20 protein-coding genes are annotated in these 19,493 nt (G+C 58.7%); 12 read left to right on the top strand and 8 right to left on the bottom strand.

Features of this window, described 5'->3' with window-relative positions; genetic code table 11:
• The first annotated feature begins 152 nt into the window (after nucleotides 1–152).
• Nucleotides 153–1,337 (top strand): nucleoside transporter C-terminal domain-containing protein, encoded by a 1,185-nt coding sequence (locus tag F3J31_RS08955; RefSeq protein WP_167212637.1) that lies wholly within the window; start codon nucleotides 153–155, stop codon nucleotides 1,335–1,337.
• 71 nt (nucleotides 1,338–1,408) lie between these two features.
• On the opposite strand, the gene F3J31_RS08950 is transcribed toward F3J31_RS08955, so the two are convergent.
• Both F3J31_RS08950 and putP read right to left on the bottom strand, forming a co-directional pair.
• Complete coding sequence (locus F3J31_RS08950) at nucleotides 1,409–1,828, bottom strand: DUF3574 domain-containing protein (protein WP_167212635.1); 420 nt, start codon at nucleotides 1,826–1,828, stop codon at nucleotides 1,409–1,411.
• 115 nt (nucleotides 1,829–1,943) lie between these two features.
• Complete coding sequence (putP, locus tag F3J31_RS08945; protein WP_045908304.1) at nucleotides 1,944–3,452, bottom strand: sodium/proline symporter PutP; 1,509 nt, start codon at nucleotides 3,450–3,452, stop codon at nucleotides 1,944–1,946.
• A 423-nt stretch (nucleotides 3,453–3,875) separates the two neighbouring features.
• Between putP and putA the strand changes: the two genes are divergently transcribed.
• Nucleotides 3,876–7,838 (top strand): trifunctional transcriptional regulator/proline dehydrogenase/L-glutamate gamma-semialdehyde dehydrogenase, encoded by a 3,963-nt coding sequence (putA, locus tag F3J31_RS08940; protein WP_167212629.1) that lies wholly within the window; start codon nucleotides 3,876–3,878, stop codon nucleotides 7,836–7,838.
• Nucleotides 7,839–7,939: 101 nt separating this feature from the next.
• Nucleotides 7,940–8,329: a lysozyme inhibitor LprI family protein gene (locus F3J31_RS08935; protein WP_045908306.1), complete on the top strand. Its 390-nt coding sequence runs from the start codon at nucleotides 7,940–7,942 to the stop codon at nucleotides 8,327–8,329.
• Between the two features lie 70 nt (nucleotides 8,330–8,399).
• Here the strand turns inward: F3J31_RS08935 and rutR are convergent, their stop codons facing one another.
• The gene (gene rutR, locus F3J31_RS08930) at nucleotides 8,400–9,038 is read right to left on the bottom strand and encodes an HTH-type transcriptional regulator RutR (RefSeq protein WP_167212626.1); all 639 of its coding nucleotides are present in this window, start codon (nucleotides 9,036–9,038) and stop codon (nucleotides 8,400–8,402) included.
• A gap of 245 nt (nucleotides 9,039–9,283) precedes the next feature.
• On the opposite strand from rutR, the gene rutA reads away from it, so the two are divergent.
• From rutA to rutG, 7 genes are read left to right on the top strand one after another with little or no spacing between them, the layout of a single operon-like run.
• Nucleotides 9,284–10,375 (top strand): pyrimidine utilization protein A, encoded by a 1,092-nt coding sequence (rutA, locus tag F3J31_RS08925; protein WP_023617762.1) that lies wholly within the window; start codon nucleotides 9,284–9,286, stop codon nucleotides 10,373–10,375.
• Nucleotides 10,375–11,064 (top strand): pyrimidine utilization protein B, encoded by a 690-nt coding sequence (gene rutB / locus F3J31_RS08920; protein WP_167212623.1) that lies wholly within the window; start codon nucleotides 10,375–10,377, stop codon nucleotides 11,062–11,064. Before rutA ends, rutB begins: the two co-directional genes overlap by 1 nt.
• Nucleotides 11,065–11,075: 11 nt before the next feature.
• Entirely contained in the window at nucleotides 11,076–11,462 is a 387-nt protein-coding gene (gene rutC, locus F3J31_RS08915) for a pyrimidine utilization protein C (RefSeq protein WP_167212620.1), read from the top strand.
• 7 nt (nucleotides 11,463–11,469) lie between these two features.
• Nucleotides 11,470–12,270, top strand: a complete 801-nt coding sequence (gene rutD, locus F3J31_RS08910) for a pyrimidine utilization protein D (protein ID WP_167212617.1) — start codon at nucleotides 11,470–11,472, stop codon at nucleotides 12,268–12,270.
• Nucleotides 12,271–12,279: 9 nt separating this feature from the next.
• Complete coding sequence (locus tag F3J31_RS08905) at nucleotides 12,280–12,870, top strand: malonic semialdehyde reductase (RefSeq protein WP_023327079.1); 591 nt, start codon at nucleotides 12,280–12,282, stop codon at nucleotides 12,868–12,870.
• A gap of 9 nt (nucleotides 12,871–12,879) precedes the next feature.
• Nucleotides 12,880–13,374: an NADH-dependent FMN reductase RutF gene (gene rutF, locus F3J31_RS08900; protein ID WP_167213154.1), complete on the top strand. Its 495-nt coding sequence runs from the start codon at nucleotides 12,880–12,882 to the stop codon at nucleotides 13,372–13,374.
• A 21-nt stretch (nucleotides 13,375–13,395) separates the two neighbouring features.
• A complete protein-coding gene (gene rutG, locus F3J31_RS08895; RefSeq protein ID WP_069719463.1) occupies nucleotides 13,396–14,718 on the top strand; it encodes a pyrimidine utilization transport protein G in 1,323 nt (440 codons plus the stop codon).
• Nucleotides 14,719–14,791: 73 nt separating this feature from the next.
• Here rutG and F3J31_RS08890 read toward each other — a convergent pair whose 3' ends face one another.
• From F3J31_RS08890 to F3J31_RS08875, 4 genes are all read right to left on the bottom strand, one after another.
• Entirely contained in the window at nucleotides 14,792–15,313 is a 522-nt protein-coding gene (locus tag F3J31_RS08890; protein ID WP_167212614.1) for a GNAT family N-acetyltransferase, read from the bottom strand.
• Between the two features lie 6 nt (nucleotides 15,314–15,319).
• Nucleotides 15,320–15,589, bottom strand: a complete 270-nt coding sequence (locus F3J31_RS08885; RefSeq protein WP_167212610.1) for a DUF1778 domain-containing protein — start codon at nucleotides 15,587–15,589, stop codon at nucleotides 15,320–15,322.
• Nucleotides 15,590–15,650: 61 nt separating this feature from the next.
• The gene (locus tag F3J31_RS08880; protein ID WP_167212608.1) at nucleotides 15,651–16,568 is read right to left on the bottom strand and encodes a DMT family transporter; all 918 of its coding nucleotides are present in this window, start codon (nucleotides 16,566–16,568) and stop codon (nucleotides 15,651–15,653) included.
• Between the two features lie 117 nt (nucleotides 16,569–16,685).
• Nucleotides 16,686–16,856 (bottom strand): general stress protein, encoded by a 171-nt coding sequence (locus tag F3J31_RS08875; RefSeq protein ID WP_023311077.1) that lies wholly within the window; start codon nucleotides 16,854–16,856, stop codon nucleotides 16,686–16,688.
• A 391-nt stretch (nucleotides 16,857–17,247) separates the two neighbouring features.
• On the opposite strand from F3J31_RS08875, the gene wrbA reads away from it, so the two are divergent.
• Together wrbA and F3J31_RS08865 are read left to right on the top strand one after the other, a co-directional pair.
• Entirely contained in the window at nucleotides 17,248–17,844 is a 597-nt protein-coding gene (gene wrbA, locus F3J31_RS08870) for an NAD(P)H:quinone oxidoreductase (protein ID WP_006809323.1), read from the top strand.
• Nucleotides 17,845–17,864: 20 nt separating this feature from the next.
• Nucleotides 17,865–18,092: a YccJ family protein gene (locus tag F3J31_RS08865; protein WP_008499832.1), complete on the top strand. Its 228-nt coding sequence runs from the start codon at nucleotides 17,865–17,867 to the stop codon at nucleotides 18,090–18,092.
• Nucleotides 18,093–18,125: 33 nt separating this feature from the next.
• On the opposite strand, the gene agp is transcribed toward F3J31_RS08865, so the two are convergent.
• Nucleotides 18,126–19,367 (bottom strand): bifunctional glucose-1-phosphatase/inositol phosphatase, encoded by a 1,242-nt coding sequence (gene agp, locus F3J31_RS08860; RefSeq protein WP_167212604.1) that lies wholly within the window; start codon nucleotides 19,365–19,367, stop codon nucleotides 18,126–18,128.
• Between the last annotated feature and the right edge of the window lie 126 nt (nucleotides 19,368–19,493).

The following is a 19,493-nucleotide window of genomic DNA, read 5'->3' as shown; positions in this document are numbered from 1 at the left end:
GTGCGGTGTTTTGATGACGAGTTGTAAACGCAGAGCCTGATAATAGTTACATACGTAACGGTCAAGTTTATAAGTTATAACGAAAATGCCCATTTACGCTGATTCAGGGCTGTGGCTAAATATCCGCCTCAAACACCTGGTGAAAATAAATTATGTTTAAAATTGTCCATTTCCTGCTGGCGCTGGTCATTATTCTCGCGCTTGCCTGGCTTACGAGTTTCGACCGCCGAAAAATTCGCATTCGTTTTGTTTTACAGCTGATTGTCATTGAAATTGCCCTGGCGTTCTTTTTCCTGCACGCCGAAAGCGGGTTATTCCTGATTAAATACGTCTCGGGATTTTTTGAGTCACTGCTCAAATTTGCTGGCGAAGGGACTAATTTCGTCTTTGGCGGTATGGGAGAAAAAGGGCTGGCATTCATTTTCCTCGGCGTACTTTGCCCGATTATTTTTATTTCCGCGCTGATTGGTATTCTTCAGCACTGGCGGATCCTGCCGATTTTTATTCGGGTGATCGGTACGCTGCTGTCCAAACTGAACGGCATGGGCAAGCTGGAATCCTTTAATGCGGTGAGCTCGCTAATCCTCGGCCAGTCGGAAAACTTCATTGCCTACAAAGGCGTGCTGGGCGATCTCTCCTCGCGTCGTCTGTTCACCATGGCGGCCACGGCCATGTCGACGGTCTCCCTGTCGATTGTCGGGGCGTATATGACCATGCTCGATGCCAAATTTGTCGTCGCGGCGCTGATTTTGAACATGTTCAGCACCTTTATTATTCTCTCCGTCATCAACCCGACGCGCCCGGAAGCGGAGCCGGATATCAAGCTTGAAAAACTGCATGAATCGCAGAGCTTCTTCGAGATGCTCGGCGAGTATATTCTGGCCGGTTTTAAAGTGGCGATGATTATTCTGGCGATGCTGATTGGCTTTATCGCCCTTATTAGCGCCGTTAACGCCCTCTTCTCCAGCGTATTTGGCATGAGCTTCCAGCAGATCCTGGGCTATGTATTTTATCCCCTGGCATGGCTGGTGGGTATACCGCTGAGCGATGCCTTAAACGCGGGCAGCATTATGGCGACCAAGCTGGTGGCGAATGAATTTGTGGCGATGATTGAGCTGCAGAAAATAGCACACCAGATGTCCCCGCGCGGGCTGGGGATTTTATCCGTCTTCCTCGTCTCATTCGCTAACTTCGCCTCCATCGGCATCGTGGCTGGGGCGATTAAGGGCCTGAACGAGCAGCAGGGTAACGTGGTATCGCGTTTCGGGCTGCGTCTGGTCTACGGCGCGACGCTGGTGAGTTTGCTGTCAGCGAGCTTTGCGGGGTTGGTGCTCTGATGCAATGCCGGGTGGCGCGCAGCGATCCCGGCCTGCAAAACAACAACGGCGGGTTATCCCGCCGTTTTTCATTAAAACTGTACGCACACCGGCTGATCGACACGCATCACCGACTCCTGCGCGAAGCGTGACTTATAAATCCCGCGTAACGCTTCGATGTTCTTCTCACTCTGCGCATCTTTACCGTGGATCAGCATCAGCGCCTTGCTCGGTTCACGCGCCACTTTTCCGTCGTTCCCCAGCCACTGCCCGCGGGCATCAAATACCGTTAAGCCATCGCGAAAGCGCGGCGTCACGTCCAGGTCAACAAACTGCTGCCACTCGTTGGGGGTAATCTGCGCCCCGGCAGGACGGTTTAAGCCGAAATAGAGCGTGGTTTGCTGCATCTGGTTATCCGCTTTGCAGGTCTCTACCGCCGCGTGTTGCGATGGCGCGTTGCAGCCCGCCAGCATCAATAATGCCGCCGCCATTAACCCTGTTTTGATTGTCATGCTTCGCTATCCTCATTGTTATAAGCACTGGGATATCACAGGAAAAGACGGATTTTGGCAAGAAAAAAGCCGGGTGCGCTTGCGCTTACCCGGCCTACGGTACTGCGTGAGAAAATTATTCTGGCTGCAGCTTAGACGGCGGTGCGGAGTGGTAATGCGCGTCGGCTTCCGCAAAGCGTTTCTGCATGGAGGCAGACGGCGCTTTACCCAACAGGCTGAAGACCACGATACCGATGCTGCCGAAGATGAAGCCCGGAATGATTTCGTACAGGCCCAGCCAGGCGAACTGTTTCCAGACGATAACGGTCACCGCACCGATAATCATCCCCGCCAGCGCGCCGTTACGGGTCATACGGGACCACATGACGGAGAACAGGACGACCGGACCAAATGCCGCACCAAAGCCCGCCCACGCGTAGCTCACGAGCCCCAGCACGCGGTTTTCCGGGTTGGCCGCCAGCGCAATCGCAATCAGCGCCACCAGCAGCACCATAAAGCGCCCTACCCATACCAGCTCTTTCTGGCTCGCGCCCTTGCGCAGGAAGGCCTTATAGAGATCTTCGGTGATGGCACTGGAGCAGACCAGCAGCTGACAGCTCAGGGTGGACATCACCGCGGCCAGGATCGCGGAGAGCAGAATACCGGCAATCCACGGATTAAACAGAATCTGCGCCAGCTCGATAAACACGCGTTCGGCGTTCTGGTTCACCGCGCCCGCCTGCGCCGGGTTATTGCTGAAGTAGGCGATCCCGAAGAAGCCGACCGCACACGCGCCCGCCAGACACAGAATCATCCACGTCATACTGATGCGACGCGCATGGACGATGGTATGGTGAGAATCCGCCGCCATAAAGCGCGCCAGAATGTGTGGCTGACCGAAGTAGCCCAGACCCCAGCCCATCAGGGAGACGATGGCGACAAAGTTGAGCCCTTTCAGCATGTCGACGTTTTCGATGCTCTTCTGCTTGATCACCTCCAGCGAATCGCCAAAGCCGCCAACGGTGAAAATCACAATCACCGGGGTCAGGATCAGCGCGAAGATCATCAGGCTCGCCTGCACGGTGTCGGTCCAGCTGACGGCCAGGAAGCCGCCCACGAAGGTATAGAGGATGGTTGCCGCCGCTCCGGCCCACAGGGCGGTTTCGTAGCTCATGCCGAAGGTGCTTTCGAACAGACGCGCACCGGCCACGATGCCGGAGGCACAGTAGATGGTGAAGAACACCAGGATCACCACCGCCGAGATAATACGCAGCACGCGGCTGTTATCCTCAAAGCGTCCGGTGAAGTAGTCCGGCAGCGTCAGGGCATTATTGTTGGCCTCGGTGTGCACGCGCAGACGGCCTGCCACCAGCTTCCAGTTGATCCATGCGCCCACGGTCAGACCGATGGCAATCCAGCTTTCCGAGATACCAGAGATAAAAATCGCACCCGGCAGACCCATCAGCAGCCAGCCGCTCATGTCCGATGCGCCCGCAGAGAGTGCGGTCACCATCGGGCCTAAACTGCGTCCGCCCAGGATGTAGTCGTCAAAGTTTTTCGTTGAACGCCACGCCAAAAACCCTATCAGGATCATGCCAAAAATATAAACGAGAAATGTCACCAGCATCGGTGTGCTAATTGCCATTCAAATTCTCCAAAAGTGTCGAGCGACAACCGTCCGGGTTGCCTTGTTATATGATCACCGGAACGAGGTGACGGTATCTTGTGTTTCGGTGAGGCGCGCTATCCTGCCGTATGCGCCCTCCGCTGACAAACGATTTAACACTGCATTTACATCAATTTCATCCCCGGTTTGATACGAGTTTCCTATAGGTTGCACTCGCTCACGCTTTTACGGGTTGCACCTTTTAAAAGTGTTAACTCCCGCATAAAAACAGGCTTCCCGGGACAAAGGCAGCACGTTTTTCCAGCTAACTATTCGTTAACAATTCATTCATTTCCCGGGTTGCAAACCAGGTCACATTTAACACGGTTGCACAAAGTTGCAACATGGTGGATATTTCACGCTAACGACCAAACACGATGAAAGCACAACAGGAGCTTTGGCATGGGTATGACCACCATGGGGGTTAAGCTGGATGACGCAACCCGCGAACGGATTAAGACCGCAGCAACCCGCATTGACCGCACGCCGCACTGGTTAATTAAGCAGGCGATTTTTAACTATCTCGAAAGACTCGAGAGCGACGAGGGCCTGCCGGAGCTGCCTGCCCTGCTCGCCGGTGCCGCCAATGAAAGTGAAGAAGCGCCGACCGCTGGCGATGAGAGCCATCAGCCGTTCCTCGAATTCGCCGAGCAGATCCTGCCGCAGTCCGTCAGCCGCGCCGCCATTACCGGCGCGTACCGTCGCGCCGAAACCGACGCCGTACCGATGCTGCTGGAGCAGGCTCGCCTGCCGGAAGCCGTTGCCGCCCAGGCGCACAGCCTGGCGTACCAATTAGCTGACAAACTGCGTAACCAGAAGACCGCCACCGGCCGCGCCGGGATGGTTCAGGGTCTGCTTCAGGAGTTCTCCCTCTCCTCCCAGGAGGGCGTGGCGCTGATGTGCCTGGCGGAAGCGCTGCTGCGTATTCCGGATAAAGCCACCCGCGACGCGCTGATCCGCGACAAGATCAGCAACGGTAACTGGCATTCGCACATTGGCCGCAGCCCGTCGCTGTTCGTTAACGCCGCCACCTGGGGTCTGCTGTTTACCGGCAAGCTGGTCTCCACCCATAACGAAGCCAACCTCTCCCGCTCCCTGAACCGCATCATCGGTAAGAGCGGCGAGCCGCTGATCCGCAAAGGTGTGGACATGGCGATGCGTCTGATGGGCGAACAGTTTGTGACCGGAGAAACCATTGCCGAAGCGCTGGCGAACGCCCGCAAGCTGGAAGATAAAGGTTTCCGCTATTCGTACGACATGCTCGGCGAAGCGGCGCTGACCGCCGCCGACGCGCAGGCCTACATGGTTTCTTACCAGCAGGCGATCCACGCCATCGGTAAAGCGTCCAACGGTCGCGGTATTTATGAAGGCCCGGGCATCTCGATTAAGCTCTCCGCCCTCCACCCGCGTTACAGCCGCGCGCAGTACGACCGGGTGATGGAAGAGCTCTACCCGCGCCTGAAGTCCCTGACCCTGCTGGCGCGCCAGTATGACATCGGCATCAACATCGACGCCGAAGAGGCCGACCGTCTGGAGATCTCCCTCGATCTGCTGGAAAAACTGTGCTTCGAGCCGGAGCTGGCGGGCTGGAACGGGATTGGTTTCGTTATCCAGGCCTACCAGAAACGCTGCCCGTTCGTCATTGATTACCTGATTGACCTGGCCAGCCGCAGCCGCCGTCGCCTGATGATCCGCCTGGTGAAAGGGGCCTACTGGGACAGCGAAATCAAACGCGCCCAGATGGAAGGGCTGGAAGGCTATCCGGTCTACACCCGCAAGGTCTATACCGACGTCTCTTACCTCGCCTGCGCGAAAAAGCTGCTCGGCGTGCCGAACCTGATCTATCCGCAGTTCGCCACCCACAACGCCCACACCCTGGCGGCGATCTACAGCCTGGCCGGGCAGAACTACTACCCGGGCCAGTACGAGTTCCAGTGTCTGCACGGCATGGGCGAACCGCTGTACGAGCAGGTGACCGGTAAAGTGGCGGACGGCAAGCTGAACCGCCCGTGCCGAATTTATGCCCCGGTAGGTACCCACGAAACCCTGCTGGCCTACCTGGTGCGTCGTCTGCTGGAAAACGGCGCGAACACCTCCTTCGTTAACCGCATCGCCGACACCACGCTGCCGCTCGACGAGTTGGTCGCCGATCCGGTGCAGGCCGTTGAGAAGATGGCGGCGCAGGAAGGCCAGATTGGCCTGCCGCATCCGAAGATTGCCCTGCCGCGCGAGCTGTACGGCAAAGGCCGCGTCAACTCGGCGGGGCTGGATCTCGCCAACGAACACCGTCTGGCATCCCTCTCCTCTGCCCTGCTCAACAGCGCGCTGCAGAAGTGGCAAGCCAAACCGATGCTGGAGCAGCCCGTTGCTGACGGTGACATGCAGCCGGTCATCAACCCGGCGGAGCCAAAAGACATCGTCGGCTACGTGCGTGAAGCCACCGATGCGGAAGTGGATCAGGCGCTGGACAGCGCGGTGAATAACGCCCCTATCTGGTTCGCCACCCCGCCGCAGGAACGTGCCGCCATCCTGGAGCGCGCGGCGGTGCTGATGGAAGACCAGATGCAGTCGCTCATCGGCATTCTGGTGCGCGAAGCGGGTAAAACCTTCAGCAACGCCATCGCCGAAGTGCGCGAGGCGGTCGACTTCCTGCACTACTACGCCGGTCAGGTGCGCGATGATTTCGATAACGAAACCCACCGTCCGCTCGGCCCGGTCGTCTGTATCAGCCCGTGGAACTTCCCGCTGGCGATCTTCACCGGCCAGATTGCCGCCGCCCTGGCCGCTGGCAACAGCGTGCTGGCAAAACCGGCAGAGCAGACCCCGCTGATTGCCGCGCAGGGCATCAACATTCTTCTGGAAGCAGGCGTACCGGCAGGCGTGGTCCAGCTGCTGCCGGGCCGCGGTGAAACCGTGGGCGCCAAACTGACCTCCGATAACCGCGTGCGCGGCGTGATGTTTACCGGTTCGACCGAAGTGGCCTCGCTGCTGCAGCGCAATATTGCCACCCGTCTGGATGCGCAGGGTCGTCCTACTCCGCTTATCGCGGAAACCGGCGGCATGAACGCCATGATCGTTGACTCCTCCGCCCTCACCGAGCAGGTGGTGGTTGACGTACTGGCCTCCGCCTTCGACAGCGCCGGTCAGCGCTGCTCCGCCCTGCGCGTGCTGTGCCTGCAGGATGACGTGGCGGACCACACGCTGAAGATGCTGCGCGGCGCGATGGCCGAATGTCGCATGGGCAACCCGGGCCGTCTCACCACCGACATCGGGCCGGTGATCGACGCGGAAGCCAAAGCCAATATTGAAAACCACATTCAGGCCATGCGCGCGAAAGGCCGTCCGGTGTTCCAGGCGGTGCGAGACAACAGCGAAGACGCCCGCGAGTGGCGTTCCGGCACCTTTGTGCCGCCTACGCTTATCGAGCTGGCAAGCTTCGACGAGCTGAAAAAAGAGGTCTTCGGTCCGGTGCTGCACGTGGTGCGCTACAACCGTAACAACCTCAACGAGCTGGTTGAGCAGATCAACGCCTCCGGCTATGGCCTGACGCTCGGCGTACATACCCGTATCGACGAGACCATCGCGCAGGTAACCGGCAGCGCCAAAGTGGGCAACCTGTACGTTAACCGCAACATGGTTGGCGCGGTCGTGGGCGTGCAGCCGTTCGGCGGTGAAGGCCTCTCCGGCACCGGCCCGAAAGCGGGCGGTCCGCTCTACCTGTACCGTCTGCTGGCGAACCGTCCTGAGAACGCGCTGGGCGTCACCCTGGCGCGTCAGGATGCGGAGTACCCGGTGGATGCGCAGCTGAAAACCGTGCTGACCCAGCCGCTGGAAGCGCTGATCGCCTGGGCGGAAAAACGTCCTGAACTGCGTGCCGTGGCGCAGCAGTATGGCGAGCTGGCACAGGCCGGTACGCAGCGTCTGCTGCCTGGGCCGACCGGCGAGCGCAATACCTGGACGCTGATGCCGCGCGAGCGCGTACTGTGCGTGGCGGATAACGAGCAGGACGCGCTGGTACAGCTGGCCGCCGCGATGGCCACCGGGTGTGAAGTGCTGTGGCCGGAAGATGCGCTGCATCGCGATCTCGCCAAACAGCTGCCGAAAGCGGTCTCGGCCCGTATCCACTTCGCGAAAGCCGATGCGCTGCTGACGCAGCCGTTTGATGCCGTCATATATCACGGTGATTCCGACCAGCTGCGCGAGCTCTGCGAGCAGGTTGCGGCCCGCAGCGGGGCAATTGTTTCAGTGCAGGGCTTCGCGCGCGGGGAAACCAACCTGCTGCTGGAGCGTCTGTACGTGGAGCGTTCCCTCAGCGTCAACACCGCGGCAGCGGGCGGTAACGCCAGCCTGATGACCATCGGTTAATCGTGTAAACTCTCCCCGGTGGCGCTATGCTTACCGGGGCGACAAAACAACCGTAGGCCGGATAAGCGCAGCGCATCCGGCTTTTTTACACTGAGGGAAAGATGAAAAGAGTATTTCTCGCAGGCGCAGCACTGCTGCTGAGCGCCAGCGCGCTGGCTGACGAGTGCGACAAAGCGACCACTCAGCTTGAACTGAATACCTGTAGCGCGCAGCAGTACCAGGCTGCCGATAAAAAGCTCAACCAGACCTATCAGGCCGCCGTCAAGCGCGCGGAAGCTCCCCAGCGCGAGCTGCTGAAAAAGGCGCAGCAGGCCTGGATTGCCCTGCGCGACGCGGACTGTGCGTTTATCGGTTCGGGAACGGAAGGCGGCAGCGTTCAGCCGATGATCGTGAATCAGTGCCTGGCGGAGAAAACCGTGGAGCGCGAAGCGTTTCTGGCCTCGCTGATGCAGTGCGAAGAGGGCAACCTAAGCTGTCCCCTCTCCCCATAGGGGCGAGGGAGAAAAGACAGCGCAGAACAGTTCCCTCTCCCCTCTGGGGAGAGGGTTAGGGTGAGGGGAACTAGCGCAAGCGGATCCCTTCGATAATCATCCGCTGCACGTTTTCCAGGGTGCTGTGGAAAAACGCTTCGTCCTGGAGCGTTTTACCGGTCACCGCCTCGACCTGGGCCGCAAAGTCAGCGTAATGCTGGGTGGAGGCCCAAATCATAAAGATCAGATGATGCGGATCGACCGGAGCCAGTTTTCCGCTGGCCACCCATCCGGCGATAATGGCCGACTTATCGTCCACCAGCTGTTTCAAATCTCCGGTCAGCTCCGCCTGCAACAGCGGCGCCCCCTGCAGCATCTCAAGGCAGAACAGCCGTGATGCCTGCGGGTAATCGCGCGACACCTCCAGCTTCAGGCGAATGTACTCTTTGATCGCCACCAGCGGGGCCAGCTCTTCGCGGAACGCTTTCAGCGGCGCCAGCCAGATATCGAGAATCTGCTGCATCACCGCAACATACAGCGCCTCTTTCGACGGGTAATAGTAGAGCAGATTGGTTTTGGATACCCCGGACTGCTCCGCCACCTGCTCCAGGCGCGTGCCGTGAATGCCAAACTGCGAAAAGGTCTCCAGCGCCGCGCTGAGGATCGCCTGCTTCTTGGCTCTCACCGCCTGCGAACGTTTACCTGGTGTTTTCACTGCGCCTTGTGTCATTCCCGCTCTCCTTATTCTGCGTTGCCCTCAGCATAGCAAAACCCCCGTCTCGCCACGACATCCTGCACTCCGATCGCGCATGAATGCCTGTTTTCTGTGCAATGTTTTTGACCAGCTAGTCCACTTTTAGCCGCATCAATCCATCAACCTCTGATTAACACATTAATAACACTGCCATTTTTAAAACTGGCACTGCCTTTGCAAAAACACCGTTACACCTGCGACGTAATGAAGAGAGGTTCGTGATGAAAATTGGCGTATTTGTACCCATCGGCAACAACGGCTGGCTTATCTCGACCACTGCACCGCAATACATGCCGACCTTTGAGCTGAATAAAGCCATCGTGCAGAAAGCGGAGCACTACCATTTCGACTTTGCGCTTTCGATGATCAAGCTGCGCGGCTTCGGCGGCAAAACCGAATTCTGGGATCACAACCTGGAGTCCTTCACCCTGATGGCCGGGCTGGCCGCGGTCACCTCGCGGATCCAAATCTACGCCACCGCGGCCACCCTCACCCTGCCCCCGGCGATCGTGGCGCGCATGGCCTCCACCATCGACTCCATCTCCGGCGGACGCTTTGGCGTCAACCTGGTGACCGGCTGGCAAAAACCCGAGTACGAGCAGATGGGGCTCTGGCCGGGTGACGATTACTTCTCGCGTCGCTACGACTACCTGACCGAGTACGTGCAGGTCCTGCGCGATCTGTGGGGTACCGGCAAAAGCGATTTCAAGGGTGACTTCTTCACCATGAACGACTGCCGCGTCAGCCCGCAGCCGTCGGTGCCGATGAAGGTGATTTGCGCCGGGCAGAGCGACGCGGGAATGGAATTCTCGGCGAAATACGCCGACTTTAACTTCTGCTTCGGTAAAGGCGTTAACACGCCTGCCGCCTTCGCCCCGACCGCCGCGCGCATGAAAGAAGCCGCCGACAAAACCGGGCGCGACGTGGGCTCCTACGTGCTGTTTATGGTGATTGCCGACGAAACCGACGACGCCGCGCGCGCAAAATGGGAGCGCTATAAGGACGGCGCCGACGAGGAAGCCCTGAGCTGGCTCACCGAGCAGAGCCAGAAGGACACCCGCTCCGGGGCGGATACGAACGTTCGTCAGATGGCCGACCCGACCTCCGCCGTCAACATCAACATGGGCACGCTGGTCGGCTCGTACGCCAGCGTTGCCAGAATGCTCGATGAAGTGGCGGCCGTTCCCGGTGCGGAAGGCGTCCTGCTGACCTTCGATGACTTCCTCACCGGCGTGGAGACCTTCGGCGAGCGCATCCAGCCGCTGATGCAGTGCCGCGCCCACATCCCTGCCGTCACGAAGGAGGTGGCGTAATGACAACCCTTAACGCACGCCCGGAAGCCATTACCTTCACGCCACAGCAGAGCGCGCTGATCGTGGTGGACATGCAAAACGCCTACGCCAGCCCCGGTGGTTATCTTGATCTGGCGGGCTTCGACGTCTCCGCTACGCAGCCTGTGATAGCGAATATCAAAACCGCCGTCGCCGCCGCGCGCGCTGCGGGCATGCTTATCATATGGTTCCAGAACGGCTGGGATGACCAGTACGTTGAAGCCGGTGGCCCCGGTTCACCGAACTTCCACAAGTCGAACGCCCTGAAAACCATGCGCAAGCGGCCCGAACTGCAGGGCAAGCTGCTGGCGAAGGGCGGCTGGGATTATCAGCTGGTGGATGAGCTGGTCCCGCAGGCGGGTGATATTGTCCTGCCGAAACCGCGCTACAGCGGCTTTTTCAACACGCCGCTCGACAGCCTGCTGCGCAGCCGGGGCATTCGCCACCTGGTCTTCACCGGCATTGCCACCAACGTCTGCGTGGAGTCGACCCTGCGCGACGGCTTTTTCCTCGAGTATTTCGGCGTGGTGCTGGAAGACGCGACCCATCAGGCCGGGCCGGATTTCGCCCAGAAGGCGGCCCTGTTCAATATCGAAACCTTTTTTGGCTGGGTCAGTAACGTTGCGGATTTCAGCGACGCCCTGAATCCCCCGCTCGCCCGTATCGCCTGAGGAGACGCACGATGTCGAAATCCGTAATCATCCCGCCGGGCACCAACACGCCCATCGCCCCGTTTGTCCCCGGCACGCTCGCCGACGGCGTGGTGTATGTCTCCGGCACGCTGCCGTTTGATAAAGACAACAACGTGGTGTTTATCAACGACCCAAAGGCGCAAACCCGCCACGTGCTGGAGACGATCAAAACCGTGATCGAAACGGCGGGTGGCACGATGGAGGATGTGACCTTCAACAGCATCTTTATCACCGACTGGAAAAACTACGCCGCGATTAATGAAATCTACGCGGAGTTCTTCCCCGGCGATAAGCCGGCCCGATTCTGCATTCAGTGCGGGCTGGTTAAGCCAGACGCGCTGGTTGAGATCGCCACCGTTGCGCACATCGCGAAGTGAGGCGGCCATGAAACTCTCCGTCTCACCGCCCCCGTATGAGGGTGCGCCCGTGGTGGTCCTTATTGCCGGTCTCGGCGGCAGCGGCAGCTACTGGTTGCCCCAACTGGCCGCGCTGGAACCGGAGTATCAGGTGGTGTGCTATGACCAGCGTGGAACGGGCACTAACCCCGATGCCCTGCCGGAAGGCTACAGCCTGGCACAGATGGCGGACGAACTGGCCCAGGCGCTGGCTGAGGCCGGGATCGCACGCTACAGCGTTGTCGGCCACGCGCTAGGGGCACTGGTCGGCCTGCAGCTGGCCCTCGACAGGCCCGACGCCCTCACCGCGCTGGTGTGCGTCAACGGCTGGTTGACCCTCAACGCGCATACCCGCCGCTGCTTTCAGATCCGCGAGCGCCTGCTGCATTACGGTGGCCCGCAGGCGTGGGTTGAGGCGCAGCCGCTGTTTCTCTACCCGGCAGACTGGATGGCCGCTCGCGCTCCCCGCCTGGAGGCCGAAGAAGCGCTGGCGCTGGCCCATTTCCAGGGCAAATCCAACCTGCTGCACCGGCTCAGCGCCCTGAAAAAGGCTGACTTCAGCCGCCATGCGGCGCGCATTCGCTGCCCGGTACAGATCATCTGTTCCGCCGACGACATGCTGGTGCCCTCTGTCTGCTCGTCTGAGCTGCAGGCAGCGATCCCGCACAGCCACAGCGCGGTGATGCGTCAGGGCGGCCATGCCTGCAACGTCACCGAGCCGGACACCTTTAACACCCTGCTGCTTAACGGGCTGGCCAGCCTGCTGCACAGTCATGAACCCGCTTTATAAGGAGCTGTAATGAGCGAAGCCATTAATCCCACCGCGCTGGAAACGCTGTTCACCGGCGCCAGAACCCATAACGGCTGGCAGGATATTGCCGTCAGCGACGAGACGCTGCGCGAAATCTACGACCTGATGAAATGGGGTCCAACCTCCGCCAACTGCTCCCCGGCGCGCATTGTGTTTGTGCGAAGCGCGGAGGGAAAAGAGAAGCTGCGCCCGGCGCTCTCCAGCGGCAACCTGGAGAAAACACTCACCGCCCCGGTCACGGCGATTGTGGCCTGGGACAGTGAATTCTACGAGCGCCTGCCTGAACTGTTCCCGCACGGCGATGCCAGAAGCTGGTTTACCGCAAGCCCCGCGCTGGCGGAAGAGACCGCCTTTCGCAACAGCTCGCTGCAGGCCGCCTACATGATTTTCGCCTGTCGCGCGCTGGGGCTGGACACCGGCCCGATGTCGGGCTTTGACCGCCAAAAGGTCGACGAGGCCTTTTTCACCGGCACGACGCTTAAAAGCAATCTGCTGATCAACATCGGCTACGGCGACCCGGGCAAACTTTACGGGCGCCTGCCGCGCCTGACCTTCGACGATGCCTGCGGGCTGGCGTAAGGAGCGATGATGACGACACCGGATAAACAAACCTTTCGCGATGCCATGGCCTGCGTCGGCGCGGCGGTGAATATCATCACCACCGACGGTCCGGCGGGGATGGCAGGCTTCACCGCCAGCGCGGTGTGCAGCGTCACGGATTCACCGCCCACTCTGCTGGTGTGCCTGAACCGCGGCGCGTCCGTCTGGCCGACGTTCAGCGAGAACCGCACGCTGTGCGTGAATACCCTGAGCGCCGGACAGGAGCCGCTCTCAAACCTGTTTGGCGGCAAAACGCCGATGGGAGAACGCTTTGCCGCCGCCCGCTGGCAAACGGGCGACACCGGCTGCCCGCGTCTGGAGGATGCGCTGGCCTCGTTTGACTGCCGCATCAGCCAGGTGGTGAGCGTCGGTACCCATGACATTCTGTTTTGCGACATCGTTTCGATTATTCGCCACCCCGCGCCGCAGGGCCTGGTGTGGTTTGACCGCGGCTACCACGCGCTGATGCGACCCGCCTGTTAAGGCGCTCTAAGGAGACAGACCATGTTCGGATTTCCCCACTGGCAGTTGAAATCGACCTCCACAGACGCTGGCGTGGTCGCGCCGGATGAACGCCTCCCGCTCGGGCAGACGATGGTGATGGGCGTCCAGCACGCGGTCGCCATGTTTGGCGCCACGGTGCTGATGCCGATGCTGATGGGACTCGATCCCAACCTCTCGATTCTGATGTCCGGTATCGGCACCCTGCTGTTCTTTTTTGTCACCGGCGGGCGCGTGCCCAGCTATCTGGGATCCAGCGCCGCCTTTGTCGGCGTGGTGATCGCCACCACCGGATTTAACGGCCAGGGAATCAACCCCAACCTGAGCGTGGCCCTCGGCGGCATTATCGCCTGCGGTCTGGTGTATACCCTGATTGGTCTGGTGGTGATGAAAATCGGTACGCGCTGGATCGAACGCCTGATGCCTCCCGTGGTTACCGGCGCGGTGGTGATGGCGATCGGCCTTAACCTTGCGCCGATTGCGGTGAAAAGCGTCTCCGGCTCGCCGTTTGAAAGCTGGATGGCCGTCGTGACCGTGCTGTGCATCGGCCTGGTAGCGGTATTTACGCGAGGCATGATCCAGCGGCTGCTGATCCTGGTCGGGCTGATTGTTGCCTGTCTGGTGTATGCCCTGCTGGCGAACGTTTTTGGTCTCGGCAAGCCGGTTGATTTTACGCTGCTGCATCAGGCCGCCTGGTTCGGCCTGCCGAAAGTGACCTCGCCCACCTTTAACACCCAGGCGATGATGCTTATCGCCCCGGTGGCGGTGATCCTGGTGGCGGAAAACCTGGGTCATCTGAAGGCAGTCGCGGGGATGACGGGACGCAGTATGGACCCATACATGGGCCGCGCGTTCGTCGGCGACGGGCTGGCGACCATGCTTTCGGGCTCAGTCGGCGGCAGCGGCGTCACCACCTATGCCGAGAATATCGGCGTGATGGCGGTGACCAAAGTCTATTCGACGCTGGTCTTTGTCGCGGCAGCGGTGATGGCGATGCTGCTCGGCTTCTCACCGAAATTCGGCGCGCTAATCCACACCATTCCGTCACCGGTGATCGGCGGAGCCTCAATCGTGGTGTTTGGGCTGATCGCCGTGGCTGGCGCGCGGATCTGGGTGCAGCATCGGGTCGATCTCAGCCAGAACGGCAACCTGATTATGGTGGCCGTTACGCTGGTGCTGGGCGCGGGCGATTTTGCCCTGACGCTGGGCGGGTTTACGATCGGCGGGATTGGCACCGCGACCTTCGGCGCGATCCTGCTTAACGCCCTGCTGAGCCGCCGGATGGCCGCGGCCCCGCAGGGCGAGGTGGTGCGTCAGGATTCGTGAAATCTCAATGTCGGGTGACGGCGATGCCTTACCCGACCTTTACGTTCCGTAAGAACACCATAATGCCAGGCAATCACACCTGCTCAAACAGTCGTTCGATAGATTTTGTAGGAAAGAAAAGAGAATGGCTGTTTTCACCCGTCAGCGGAATAAAACCCTGCTTCAGATAAAATTGTTTTGCCTGGTCGTTGAGTGCATCAACAAATATTCCGTGTACGCCCACCGCCTGCGATGCCAGATAGACAACCCGCATGGCATGCGTGACGAGCGTCGTTCCCCACTCCTGCCCTTGCAGGTCTTTATGTATCGCCAGACGTCCCAGCGTTACGCTCGGTACGTTGCTATAAGGGATCCGACGCTGCTGAGTCCTGGAAGGCAGCATCGCTTTTTCAAAGCAACTTCCCGATAACGTGTAATAGCCCAGGACTCGCGGACCATCGCGGTCTTTAAGCAGATAGCCTCGTAAAATACGCCCATTGTGCTGACGCACCAGATGTTCTGTGAGGAAGACATTTAGCGAGGGTTCACCACAATCGAAGTCCCTGAAATCATAATCTTTTCCCTCTGAAAACATTTCGATCGTGAGATTTTCCACGACGCTTCACTCCATGTTTCGAAGACGTTTTGCCGCTCGCTTCAGGCGTTCATTTGGCTCTGGCGGATTGTCGATGGCATCCATCACGGCATTCCATGATGCTTCGTTTAAGACGAGACGCCGATGGTGTTCAATGACCTCTGCAGCGCGCTCTGACGCACTGTTCACCATAAACTGGGTGATCGTTTGGTTCGTCATCGCTGCCGCTTCTTCAATCATTGTTTTGTCTTCGTCCGTTAAGCGAAGATCGATACGCTGTTTTTTCAGTGCTGGCATGGTTTACTTCACCGTGTACGGTATTTATCCGTACATATCGTAGATAAACCCGTCTGTTTTTTCAATCTAAACCTTCTTCAGCAGTCATGTCGCTCACCGGGTTCCGACGCTTTCTGAGCTTCAACTCGCTCACCAGCACCCCGGCGACAATAAACGCCGCACCCACCAGGGCCAGCAGCGGCAGACGTTCCCCGGCGAGTCGCCCGAAAATGCCCGCCCAGACCGGTTCACCGGTATAAATGACCGTTGCCCGGGTTGGCGATACGCTACGCTGCGCCCAGTTCATGGTGACCTGGATAATGGCGCTGAAGATCCCCAGCCCCAGCGCCACCACGACCAGGCCGGTGGACATCGGCGGCACGGACTCCCCTGCCGGAACCATCGTCGCAAACGCCACCAGCGACGCGGTCGCGAGTTGCACCACCGTCACCCGCTTAACGTCCACCTTGCCCGCCCAGGCGCTGATCAGAATAATTTCCGCCGCAATCGCAACCGCCCCAATCAGGGTGATGATCTCGCCCGGCCCCAGCGCCAGGAGGTTGTTTTCCGGCCCGGCCAGCAAAATCAGACCGATAAACGCCAGCACGATGCCAATACAGGACATCAGCCCCGGCAGCCGCCCCAGGCACAGCCACTGAAGCAGCGGCACCAGGGGCACATACATGGCGGTGATAAATGCGGATTTGCTGCTGGAGATGGTCTGCAATCCCCACGTCTGCAGGCTGTAGCCCATCGCGATCGCCACCCCAATCGCCACGCCCGCCTTAAGCTCTTTGAGCGTCAGACCCCGCAGCGTGTTAAGGGATATCAGCCCCACGGCTATCGCCGCCGTTGCAAAGCGCAGACCAACAAAAAAGAACGGATCGCTGAGGGTCACCGCGTACTGAACGGCCAGAAACGTCCCGCCCCAGAACATGGTGATGAGAATGAGGATGGCTTCCTGTGGTTTTACGGAAAACTTAAAGCGTGAGACAGACATGCGGCACCAGCAAATGAGAACAATTCTGTAGTGTGCGTTGCCTTTGGTTACAGTTCAATGTTGCAGAAATAAAAAAACCGCCGGGATATCCCGGCGGCAGGGGTTCAACCCGGCGTGTTACTTACTGCTGCCGTGGCTGTTTTTCCCCCCTTTCTTGCCAGCTTCAGATGCGCGTTGCGGGTCATTCTTGAAGTTCCCCCCGCTATGCTGGCCACCTTTACGGCCTGCTTCTGATGCTCTTTCACGGTCTTCTGCGAAATTACCTGAACCACCACGATGGTTTGCCATCTCTAACCTCCAGAATGTGAAACATTAGACATCATATTGCATTCAGTAAAAGAGGATTCTTTCACCTCGCGGCTCAAGGACAACGCCTTTATCTGTGCCGCGTGAAACTAAGCTTAGTGGAATGAGGTTATCCGGCAAGCCGAAGGTAATATCCTGCAACATGATCTCAGTCTTTCGGGTGAGATGACGCGACGGCTATTCATAAGCCTTTCTTATCATTTTAAAAATCCGCACCGGGAAAGTTGTATCATTTTGCTACAAAGTCATTTTTCTCCTCATGTTGTTATAAATCAAATAAATGGCGTTCATTTTTGCAGTCTGGCTGTGATGACATATCTTTAAAAGAGCGCAGCGATCCGCTGTCAGAGAAACCAACGAGGAGTGAAGCAAAATGGCAAAAGTTCTGGTGCTCTATTATTCCATGTATGGACACATTGAAACCATGGCTCACGCGGTAGCAGAAGGTGCAAACAGGGTTGATGGCGTAGAGGTTGTGGTGAAACGCGTACCGGAAACCATGCAGGCGGAAGCCTTCGCGAAAGCCGGGGGAAAAACGCAAAATGCACCGGTCGCCACCCCGCAGGAGCTGGCGGATTATGATGCCATTATCTTCGGCACCCCGACCCGCTTCGGCAATATGTCAGGCCAGATGCGCACCTTCCTCGATCAAACCGGCGGACTTTGGGCATCCGGGGCGCTCTACGGCAAACTCGCCAGCGTATTTAGCTCTACCGGGACCGGCGGCGGTCAGGAGCAGACGATTACCTCAACCTGGACTACCCTTGCTCATCACGGGATGGTGATTGTGCCGATTGGCTACGGCGCGCAGGAGCTGTTTGACGTTTCCCAGGTGCGCGGCGGTACGCCGTACGGCGCAACCACCATTGCCGGTGGGGATGGCTCACGTCAGCCAAGCAATGAAGAACTGTCTATCGCCCGCTATCAGGGTGAATACGTCGCGGGTCTGGCCAAAAAACTGAACGGCTAACACCCAACAGGAGGACAAGCATGCCAACTCAAGAATCCAAAGCTCACCACGTGGGCGAATGGGCAAGTTTACGCAACACCTCGCCGGAGATTGCCGAAGCTATCTTTGAAGTCGCGAAATACGATGAAAAGCTGGCCGAGCAGATTTGGGAGGAAGGTAACGATGAGGTGCTGGTGCGCGCCTTCGAAAAAACGGACAAAGACTCGCTCTTCTGGGGTGAGCAAACCATCGAACGTAAAAACGTCTAAGCGTTTCCCCCCGCCGCAGCGGGGGGTTCTCTCTTACTTCGCCGCGTTATTCATCACCGCATTGAATTTATCAACAGGACAGAAGCCGTTCGCATCCACCGGGCAGCCCTTCAGCTCCAGCGTCACGCGCTGTGCCGGAGACTGCAGCGACAGCACGCTGGCGTTGCGCAACTGCTCTGAACTCTGGTAGACATACTCAATTTTCATCAGCTCCTGGTTGGCATTTTTGTCATGCCAGCGCTGGAAGACAATCTTGCCGCCGATCGGGGTACGTTCCTGCTGATCGTGTAGCTGATACGGTTTGAAATCGAGGGCGGTGAGCAGGGAAGCAATGTTCGAATCATGCCCCACCAGCAGGGTGATTTTCGGCGCTTTCGCCTGGTCGGTAACCAGCGTTTTATCGATATATTTCACCAGCGGTTTCGCCACGTTTTGCGCCACCTCGGTGGAGGTAAACAGCGAGTCCTGATAGCCGTTCTTCAGCTTCGACAGCACGCGCCACTGCTGGTCGGTTTTGATTTCTCCCCAGGCGACCTGGTCGGCCGGGAAGCCTTCGTAATACTGCAGCGTGAACGCATCCACCAGCGAGTTGCCCACCTTCAGCGGCCCGGATACGCCAGGCTCTTTTTCATAGTCAGCGCTGAAGGTATCTTTCGCGTCCGCCAGCGAGCAGACCTTTTTCTCTTTGCAGGACGGCGAGTCGGCGTAGTTCGTCATCTGCTCCAGCAGCTTATAGCTTTCGCCAAGCTGCATTTTCTGCCGTTCCGCCTCCATCGCCTTGAGCGCTTTTTCGCGGAATTCCGGCGAATTATCGGTGATCACCGGATTAAATGTCGGATCCATGGTGCCCATTTTTTCCTGATGGTGCACGGGCACATCGCAGCCCGGGAACGCGCCGGTAATGAAGAACTGCGCGGTGGCGACGGTGCGCTGCAGGCTGTTAGCATAGGCGTAAACGCTCTCCGCCGGTGGACATTCTCCCGTCTTCACCATCCCCTGCTGCGCCAGCCACTCGCGCATGTAATGGCCCATATAGACCTCCAGCACGCCCCCTTTGGTCGTGAGCTGGCCGCCCGGCACCTCCCACTCCGGCCACTGCTTCGGCGTGGACTGCTCCAGCACGCTGCCGCTGTTAGCCAGCGGCGCGCGCAGGTTATGGCGACTCATGATTAAAACTTGCTCCAGCTGATACCCTTCCGGCGTCTCTTGCGCCTGCACGCCAAACGTTGCTGAAATGGAACCGGCGACTGCCAGCGCGAGTAGTGCTTTTCTCATCCCTAATTCCTCACTCGTTTTAAAATGTCGCGCTCAGTGTGACAGATTCGTCACAATTTTCCGGGAAGCATTTCTCAAACTGATGATTAACGTGCTTACGGTGTGTATGGATTAGTTTTATAATAA

It is taken from the genome of Enterobacter sp. Acro-832, from assembly GCF_011752745.1.
In the GTDB taxonomy this organism is placed as follows: domain Bacteria; phylum Pseudomonadota; class Gammaproteobacteria; order Enterobacterales; family Enterobacteriaceae; genus Enterobacter; species Enterobacter quasiroggenkampii.
The sequence above is the reverse complement of the archived record's forward strand: the minus strand, read 5'-3'. Positions and strand labels throughout refer to the sequence as shown.